We start from the raw sequence: 8,294 nt of genomic DNA, 5'->3' as shown, positions 1-8,294 counted from the left end.
TGTTTTTTTCAAACAGGCTCCGTTTAATACATAGCTCCCCAAAATTGCTCGCTTTCCCCCATACCCCACACCCCATACCCCACACCCAGTATCCTATCGTGGGTAATGTGGCTTAAGTTGACACCCATGGGCACTGCCGTGCCCTTACTAGATAGAAATCAAACGTTATTATCAGCAATGAACCCACGCGCATAGAGTAAACAAGCGTGTACATCTTCCGGTTCTAACCATGAATAACTGGCTAACAACGTCTCGATGGTATCGCCTGCTGTCAGCATTCCGAGAATGTGTTCAACGGCTAAACGACGACCCCGAATAATTGGCTTCCCACCAAAAATTTGTGGATTAACTGTGATTCTTCCAAGAGTTGTTTGCTCATTCATTGTTGACCTCCGACTCTAGTGAATTGATATAATTTGTAATTTGTTTGATATACAGTGAATATTGAATTAAAGCTTTTTGGTTCGGCAGTAATAATACCTTGGCGTCCAGCTTCGATAAATGCATCCGTGTATTTGACTGTGCTAATTTGATAGCATCGTACCAAAATATATTTGTTAATATCCGTCGCGGCTTCAACCATTAACTGCAAAAGCCTTTCCACGATAAGTTGTTGTCGAAAATTAGCTAAGTATTCATTGAGGCTGATCGACCGAAACTCTTCTAAAGCATTTCGATATTTAGCGATTAACCGAAGTCTCACTAAAATAACTTCAGTATCTAGGTTAGTCATACACCCCACTTTTGTAATTCCATATCAATAAGCTGACGTTGGTCTTGGCGAAACTGTTTTAATTCTGATTCACTTCTCAAGGATGTCAAACGAAAATACTCAAATCCTCCTGCGTCTTTTTCATAAATGAGGATGCCATCACGGGCGATAAAATGAGCCAGCAGCCACGGACAGGTATTCAGTTCAACGACATCAATGATATCGCTGTTAATGCCAAAAATTTGATCCAGAATTAAGGGAACTTCAAACCCCTTAAAGGCATTGTCGGCAATATGAGACTGGCGGAGATTTGGATCATAGAGGGTGGCAAAATCCCAATCACTATCATCATGGGTTTCTCCTGTCGCCCTCGAACCAAATAGAATGAGCATTTTTAAGTAAGGAAGTTTTTCTGGAAGTTGGGACGATAGTTCCTTGAGTTGTTGTATTGTGGGTTGATTTTGCTGCATTTTGAGAGTAAATGAAGTTGAATTAAGGTATTCAGGAATAGCGCCGATTGTTTTAACGCGCCGAGTTTGTCGTCATCGCTTTGGCGTTGATGGCGCTAAAGCGCAACTACGAACGAACCTTACGCAATCCATATCTCACCTCCCTGACTCTGAAATTGATAGGCTAAGGTATCCAGTAATAACGCTGATTGTCCGATCGCGATCGCATAAGGGGCTGTTGCTTCGTGTACACTATACTGGTCACTGATGGGATAGATCTGAAAGTGCATCGGTAAGCGTAACCGTCGCCTCACTTCCACCACGGAATGCCGCAAGACATAACTGACTAATCCCTGCTTTTGCAACCGTTGGTTAATCGCACCCACCCACGGGTTATCCGGTTGCCAAACTTGAATCCCAGTGAGTACCTGCACCTTAAACGCCTCTGCAATCGATTGTAAGTCTCCCGGATAGGTAAACCGCCAATTTAATCGTTCCTCCCGATAGGCGTGCAATTTCATAAATCCCAGACAGTATTCAAACCTCCCCTTGGCAATCGGTTGTCTGGTGTCGGTGGCTGTCTGCTGAAGTGTCCGTATAAATCCGGCTTTTGTCCACCATTCAATTTCTAAGTTACTCAGAATTCCCGGTAGGTTGTAGGTTTTAAATCGGTCAACGGGATTGTCTTCGGTGATGTCATAGAGTCCACATTGTAAGGAACTCACGCCCCGAAAACTTGCCGCATCTTCAGCGATGGGATTACCTTTCTTTCCCGATAACTGTTGCCAGTCTTGCGCCCATCCCCGAATCCGCCCTGCCACTCGATTCAACTTAGTATTAAACACGGCTTCGCTGAGTTGCTGAAACCTCTCCCGACTCTGGGCATACTGAGACTGAATTGTGCGATCGCGTAACTGATACGCTAAGAAACAGGACTGAACTGCCCCCCAACGGGAATAATAGCCGCGAAAGTCGTTAATCTGGCGATAATTTTCGACAATGGTTTGATGCAAAAACGAGCGATCATAGTCTCCAGTGGGGCATAATAGTGGTACTTCCCCAGTAAACAAGCGTTCGACTAAAAAGTTGGGGACTAAGGCATAAGCGGTAAAGGTTTTAAACTTGACAAATTTACCATTTTGGTCATACCCCTGATGGCGTCCTAACCGCCCCAACCGTTGAATAAAGTTCCCCGCATCAGCAGACTCAAAAATCAAGAAATTAATCTTAAAATCCACCCCCACATCAATCGTACTCGTACCAACGACTAAATCTGCCGCCAGCGATCGCGCTTTTTCTCTGCTTCCCGATAATCCCGTATTTTCTCCCACCGTTAACCCCACAGGCTGCAACTGTTCCCGCAAAAAAGGCACCAGTCGCTTCACAGCGGCAATGGAATTGAGAATTATCGCCCCTTTACTCCCTGGATGCTGCTGAAACTGAGCCAAAATTAACGCTAACTGGTTGACTATCCAGGTTTCCGAGGCGTTAAAGGAAGGGTCGAGGGGGATAAACTTGAGCGTAATTGACCGAGAAACTTGCCGCCAATGCTGCTGTTCTAACTCTTGACAGGCGGCTACGGTATCGGGAAACTGATAGGTATTGTTAATTAGCTTGACCCGAAACCCTGCGGTTTGCAATCGCTCAATTAACGGCGGTTCTGGTGTCGCCGAAAGAAATAGGAATTTTTTGCGGCGATTGGTACAGCGAATCAGCAACAGGGTATTGATAATACTGGCAACCTGGGGCGGATTAAAGACGTGGAATTCATCAAATATAAATAAGTCAAAATCCTTATCAATCCGCCCCCATAACCGATCCGGACTATCCCCCTTTACCAAATACGCCCCACGATGTAAATAATGGAAAATATCGGGATTGGTGAGTAACACCTCCGCCTGACCGCTACGAGAGGCGATCGCGGCGCTTTTTCGTAATCCTTCATTTTCGGCGTACTGTTCTAAGTCTGCCCCGGAAAGTCGGACAACACGGGGGTCATTCCCAGGCTGGAAGTTGTCAATATAGCCCCGAATCTGGAGTTCTTGATCACGGGCAAGTTCATTGGTAGGATAGAGTCCGATGGCATAACTGTTCCCTTGCAGAACCTCTAAATAAGCGGCTAAACTTTTCCCATCACCAGTCATGGCGGTGTTGAAAATAACATCAATCTCTGGGTTCCGTATTGCCGCTAAGGTTTCCACTTGATGTCCAGACAGGGATGACCAGCCTTTGGGTAAGGTGATCCCTTCGGGTACTTTTTCAGCCGGACAAGAATAGATGGGTTTGAGCGTAATTTGATACTCGGACATATCCTTAAAACAGTGTCCGTAACGTCTTGTTATTTCCCATGATGACACTCAAAATAGAAAATGAGCCACACTATCCGGATAAAGTGTCCGTATAAATTTGATGAGTCGTAAAGGTCAGTCGATCACCCTCTCCCTATCTGCACGAGACAAAGCCGAACTGGAAGCGATCGCGCTAGAATTAGGTATCTTATGGGGAGAACGTGCGAATATCTCCAAATTGGTGGAAGCGATCGCCCGTCGTCAGTTATTGGTATTACCGAATAATGATTGGGCAGAGAGTCGCATCCAGGCGTTAGATCGGGCAATTGGCGCGTTAACCGATATTGGCGAGATGGAACAAGCGCGGATTGTGGCAGAATTATTACTCGAACGCAGCGAACTCTCGATTCCCCTACGCCGCAAAATTGAAGGGTTTGTCGATAATTTACCCCCACCTTGGCGGTTAGAGATTGACCGCTATCTTCGCCGCCAGCATCCCTTTGAGTTATCCTATCAAGATGCCCCAGGGCGTTTATGGCAGTTTACGATTCGCCATGGGAGAATCAATCTCCACGAAAAACGTCAGTACCTAGATTGCTGGTGTGAAGAGACGGAGGGGAACCACGATATTCCGGAGTTACAGCATAACTGGAGTTTGCGATTGGATCGGATTCAAGATGCAGCGATAACGCCGATTAAGGGACAATGGCGACGCAGTTTGGATCAGATTGAGGTGGAAATGCACCTATTTAAAGGGTTAGCTTTTGCCTATCAAGCCAGACGCGAGGATCAGGAAAATGATTGGTTATCGGATCAGCCACGAGTGCGGCGGGTAGTGAGAAACGTATCGAGTACGTTTTGGTTTCTGCGGGAGGTGAAGCAATATGGCAAAGACTGTCAAATCATCGCCCCTAACTCCGTGCGATCGCGTATTATCGATGAGTTAATCGCGACTTGTAATCAGTATGATTTAACTATTTTAATCCCTGATGTAGATTGAACATTGTGCGATCGCGCTGTTCTTTCTCGGTTTAGGCATATTTCTCAAAATTAGTCAAGATAATCCTGATAGGAATTTTGCACCAGAGAGGGTGGCATAGTAGCCGTTGTCAACGGTGCGATGGAAAGCCAAAGGAGATAGAAACCATGTTAGGGTTAAGTGAACTCAAACAAACCAAAGTTTATCAGGAAGCCAAACAAGAAGGCTTAGATGAAGGCAGACAAGAAGGTCAACTCAAAGCCAAGTTAGAAGCCATCCCTCGGATGATGCAGTTGGGTTTGAGTGTGGAGATGATTGCTGAAGGGTTAGATTTGCCTCTCAAAGTTGTTCAACCAGCAGCACAGTCATTCGCTGAACAGAATGTTGCAGCTTTTATGGAACTGTTAAATCATCAACGAGAGCTTTTCTCTGCTCAAGATTTGGCTAACTTGGCTGAATTAATCAAACCGTTACCCGATAAAATAGAAAATCTATCTTATGCGATCGCACAATGGTGCAAGCAAGACGGACATTCAGCACAGCTTCAGGCTTGGCGTCATGTTCTCTCTAGTTTATGGGCGGCTACAGTCGAGCAATTGTTAGCCAGTAACCTCGAATCCCTTGACACTCCATCCCCTGCACTCCACAAAGCTATGCTACAACAGGCGATTGAATCAGGAGAGTCTTCTAACTGAGCGATCGCGCTATCTCCATGTTTCTTAATGTCCGAGTTTCAATCCCTGATGGGGATTATAAGCTGTTCGGCATTTAAACCTTAATATCAATAATGGCACAATCCTTGTAGTGCGTTAAGCGAAGCCATGCCGCAGGCTTTGCATCTTGCTCGCTACTAATACCCAATTTAAATACATTACAGCTTAGACAAGTAGGGTGGGCATTGCCCACCTGACTCGCTAAATCCCGCGTTGAAATGCCCGAATCGCTTCCCCTGCATCAGTCTCCGCCATCAAAATACACTGTCTCAGCCAGTCAATATCAAGTTCACTCAATCCAGGTAGCTGGCTGCGTTCAATGGATTGATAACCACCATCTCCAAGATGATAAAGCTTCAGTAATCCATCTTGCCAAAACCAAACCTCTAAAACGCCCAACGCTTGATAGCGTTCTAACTTACTGATATCTCCACTGGTGAAAACGATTTCAATCGACAAATCGGGAATCTGCTTAACACTTCCGATACAAAAAGACTCGTCAGCTTGGGCGGAAACAACGCCGGGTTTTTCCTGAGTCATCGCCCCTGTAGGCTTAAAAAAGATTCCCTGTTCAACCAGAAACGTGGTGATTAAGTAACTAATAATACGAGCAAATGTTTCATGATCCTGTCCCGGCATGAGAATCTCGATCATCCCTTCATAATAAGAGAGGCGCACTCCAGAAGAACCCTCAAAACCTATTTGAATACACTTAAACTGTTCCCAGGTTCCCTGATGAACAATGCGTTGATCAGTTGTTTTGTCAAGTAGTGGGGACATGGTATTCGGTTTTGGTTATCGCTGATCAGTTAAATTCCAAAGACTGCCGGGGATTATCAATTCGTTTCAATCCCTGATAGGGATTATAGAGGATTTCGACATCTGTTGATTCCCGGATTGTCTCGATTGATACGTTTCAATCCCTGATAGGGATTATAGAGGATTTCGACATGGGCTTGCTCTCGCTGCCTTAGTTGTTGCATTGTTTCAATCCCTGATAGGGATTATAGAGGATTTCGACGCCTACGTCATTTAAAAAAAGGAGGTTTCCCTCGTTTCAATCCCTGATAGGGATTATAGAGGATTTCGACCTCAGACGGAGATATTATCAACCATTACTATGAGAAGTTTCAATCCCTGATAGGGATTATAGAGGATTTCGACGTGGTCACTCGGAAGATTTAAGGAGATCGATACACGTTTCAATCCCTGATAGGGATTATAGAGGATTTCGACATCACTTAATTCATCGCAGGGTGATGTAGAGCCGGTTTCAATCCCTGATAGGGATTATAGAGGATTTCGACCACAGCTACGTGTTCCAATCACATCCAAAGCTCTAGGTTTCAATCCCTGATAGGGATTATAGAGGATTTCGACGTCTGGATACACAAGCATTGAAGCATTTACAGCAAGTTTCAATCCCTGATAGGGATTATAGAGGATTTCGACCAAGGAAATTGTCAGTTCTCCTACATCTACCGTCGTTTCAATCCCTGATAGGGATTATAGAGGATTTCGACTTCTCTTATTGCGACTTGAAGGGGAAACCCTATATGTTTCAATCCCTGATAGGGATTATAGAGGATTTCGACTGCCGACCACTGAAACGCTTACTGTATTTGGTTTTCAAGGTTCGATTGCGACAACCTCCTCTAACTATAGCATTTCAGCCCTCACTTTTGACAACCCCTGCCTACAAAAAAGTCTCAAACCCTTTCTGAATAAGCTTTTGAGCCATTGCGACAACCTCCTCATCCGCAAAAAAGGCTGTATCTCTGACTCAATAAGGAATACAGCCTCAAATTTTGACTCCCCGAAAAAAACACCTACTGGTTGTCGCATCAGGCAAAGAAAATGAAGTTATCTCAAAGCGGTTTAACCTTGCCTCTTCCCCCCACTACAACACTTATTTAGCAGCCCCTAAGGTAACTCCACCGATGTCGGTTTAGCAATGTGAGGTAATCCCCAACCCAACTTCTCACGCAACACCCGGAAAAACTCCGGCGGTTGCAAACGAATAAATCGCGCCGAATAAGGCGATCGCGCCACATGCACCTGATCCTCTGGTAACACATAACAACCCGCATTTCCATCCACCACCATCACCAACTGAGTCGGCATCGCCGGAAACACCTGCACTTTTTCCGTATCCGCAAACACTAACGCCCGCGACGCCAAAGAATGAGGACAAATCGGCATCAACTGCAACACCGGAACCCCAGGCGTTACCACCGTTCCCCCCGCACTCAGGGAATACGCCGTCGAACCCGTCGGTGTCGAGATAATCACCCCATCAGCCGCAATATCCACCGACGAATGCCGTCCAATTTTCACCTCAAAATGGCACATACAGGTCAACGGTTCCCGGTGCAAAACCATCTCATTCAAACACAAGGCTTCCCACCAGATACACTGATCCCGCACCACCTGCACCAACAGCATGGTTCGTTCTTCAATCTCATACTCCCCCGCCATCACCTTTTCCATCGCCTGGGGAAGTTGATTCAGGTACAATTCAGTCAGAAATCCCATGTGACCCGTATTCACCGCCAGCAAAGGAATTCCGAAGGGCGCCACTTGGCGAAACGCCGCCATCACCGTACCATCTCCCCCCAGAACGATCGCAAACGCCATCTTTTCATCAAACCCCGGCGCTGCTAGCTTGTCTATGGGTGTATGACAGACTGGAGACTCAGGGCGGGAATAGCCTAAAAGTCCGCCAACCCCCGTTGCCATATAAACCTCCCAACCCGCCGTCGTGAGTTGCTCTTGTAACTCCTCAGCAACCCGACAAGCTACAGGTTTGTAGTCGTTATAAATAATCCCTGCTTTGCCCACACTTATCAGTCCGCGTCATACATTATTAATACTTGTTGTAGCCAATAACAGTGGCTAGCTCAACTTAGATCCCCTCGACGAAAAAGCTTACACCAAAAGCAACAATCTGTGTCAATTAAAACTATGCCCTCTTGCTCTCCTCTCCCCCGGTGGGAGAGGGGCTGGGGGAGAGCTCACAAGGGTAGGTTTTTTAAGATTGGGGTTGAGGTAAGACAAGGTAGACAGGTAGACCAGTAGACAAGGAAGAGTGAGAACGAAAAATAGGGCGTTTCGGCTTTTAGAAGTTAGTTTGACCGAACCGAATTCTGTACG

General features: G+C 45.9%; 8 protein-coding genes and 1 CRISPR repeat array. Of the genes, 2 read left to right on the top strand and 6 right to left on the bottom strand.

Features of this window, described 5'->3' with window-relative positions:
- Positions 1 to 158: 158 nt before the first annotated feature.
- From RIG66_RS34020 to cas3, 4 genes are all read right to left on the bottom strand, one after another.
- Positions 159 to 383 carry a DUF433 domain-containing protein gene (locus RIG66_RS34020; protein ID WP_446384563.1) on the bottom strand — a complete coding sequence of 75 codons (225 nt, stop codon included), beginning with the start codon at positions 381 to 383 and terminating at the stop codon, positions 159 to 161.
- Positions 380 to 703, bottom strand: coding sequence for a DUF86 domain-containing protein (locus RIG66_RS34015; RefSeq protein ID WP_446384561.1), 324 nt, complete (start codon positions 701 to 703; stop codon positions 380 to 382). The genes RIG66_RS34020 and RIG66_RS34015 overlap by 4 nt, the downstream gene beginning before the upstream one ends.
- A 26-nt stretch (positions 704 to 729) precedes the next feature.
- Positions 730 to 1,182, bottom strand: coding sequence for a type VII toxin-antitoxin system MntA family adenylyltransferase antitoxin (gene mntA / locus RIG66_RS34010; RefSeq protein WP_446384559.1), 453 nt, complete (start codon positions 1,180 to 1,182; stop codon positions 730 to 732).
- A 119-nt stretch (positions 1,183 to 1,301) separates the two neighbouring features.
- The gene (cas3, locus tag RIG66_RS34005) at positions 1,302 to 3,470 is read right to left on the bottom strand and encodes a type I-D CRISPR-associated helicase Cas3' (RefSeq protein WP_446384557.1); all 2,169 of its coding nucleotides are present in this window, start codon (positions 3,468 to 3,470) and stop codon (positions 1,302 to 1,304) included.
- Positions 3,471 to 3,570: 100 nt separating this feature from the next.
- Here cas3 and RIG66_RS34000 point away from each other — a divergent pair, with 100 nt between their 5' ends.
- Both RIG66_RS34000 and RIG66_RS33995 read left to right on the top strand, forming a co-directional pair.
- On the top strand, positions 3,571 to 4,449 hold the full coding sequence (locus tag RIG66_RS34000) for a WYL domain-containing protein (protein WP_446384555.1): 879 nt from the start codon (positions 3,571 to 3,573) through the stop codon (positions 4,447 to 4,449).
- Between the two features lie 77 nt (positions 4,450 to 4,526).
- Positions 4,527 to 5,123 (top strand): hypothetical protein, encoded by a 597-nt coding sequence (locus RIG66_RS33995; protein WP_446384553.1) that lies wholly within the window; start codon positions 4,527 to 4,529, stop codon positions 5,121 to 5,123.
- A 219-nt stretch (positions 5,124 to 5,342) separates the two neighbouring features.
- Here RIG66_RS33995 and RIG66_RS33990 read toward each other — a convergent pair whose 3' ends face one another.
- Both RIG66_RS33990 and RIG66_RS33985 read right to left on the bottom strand, forming a co-directional pair.
- Positions 5,343 to 5,921 carry a Uma2 family endonuclease gene (locus RIG66_RS33990; RefSeq protein ID WP_446384552.1) on the bottom strand — a complete coding sequence of 193 codons (579 nt, stop codon included), beginning with the start codon at positions 5,919 to 5,921 and terminating at the stop codon, positions 5,343 to 5,345.
- 63 nt (positions 5,922 to 5,984) lie between these two features.
- A CRISPR array of direct repeats spans positions 5,985 to 6,736; the repeat unit is 37 nt; unit sequence GTTTCAATCCCTGATAGGGATTATAGAGGATTTCGAC.
- A 328-nt stretch (positions 6,737 to 7,064) separates the two neighbouring features.
- Positions 7,065 to 7,982, bottom strand: a complete 918-nt coding sequence (locus tag RIG66_RS33985; protein ID WP_446384550.1) for an NAD(+) kinase — start codon at positions 7,980 to 7,982, stop codon at positions 7,065 to 7,067.
- Between the last annotated feature and the right edge of the window lie 312 nt (positions 7,983 to 8,294).

Origin of the sequence: Coleofasciculus sp. E2-BRE-01 (genome assembly GCF_040221695.1) — a bacterium.
Lineage (GTDB): Bacteria > Cyanobacteriota > Cyanobacteriia > Cyanobacteriales > Coleofasciculaceae > Coleofasciculus.
The sequence above is the reverse complement of the archived record's forward strand: the minus strand, read 5'-3'. Positions and strand labels throughout refer to the sequence as shown.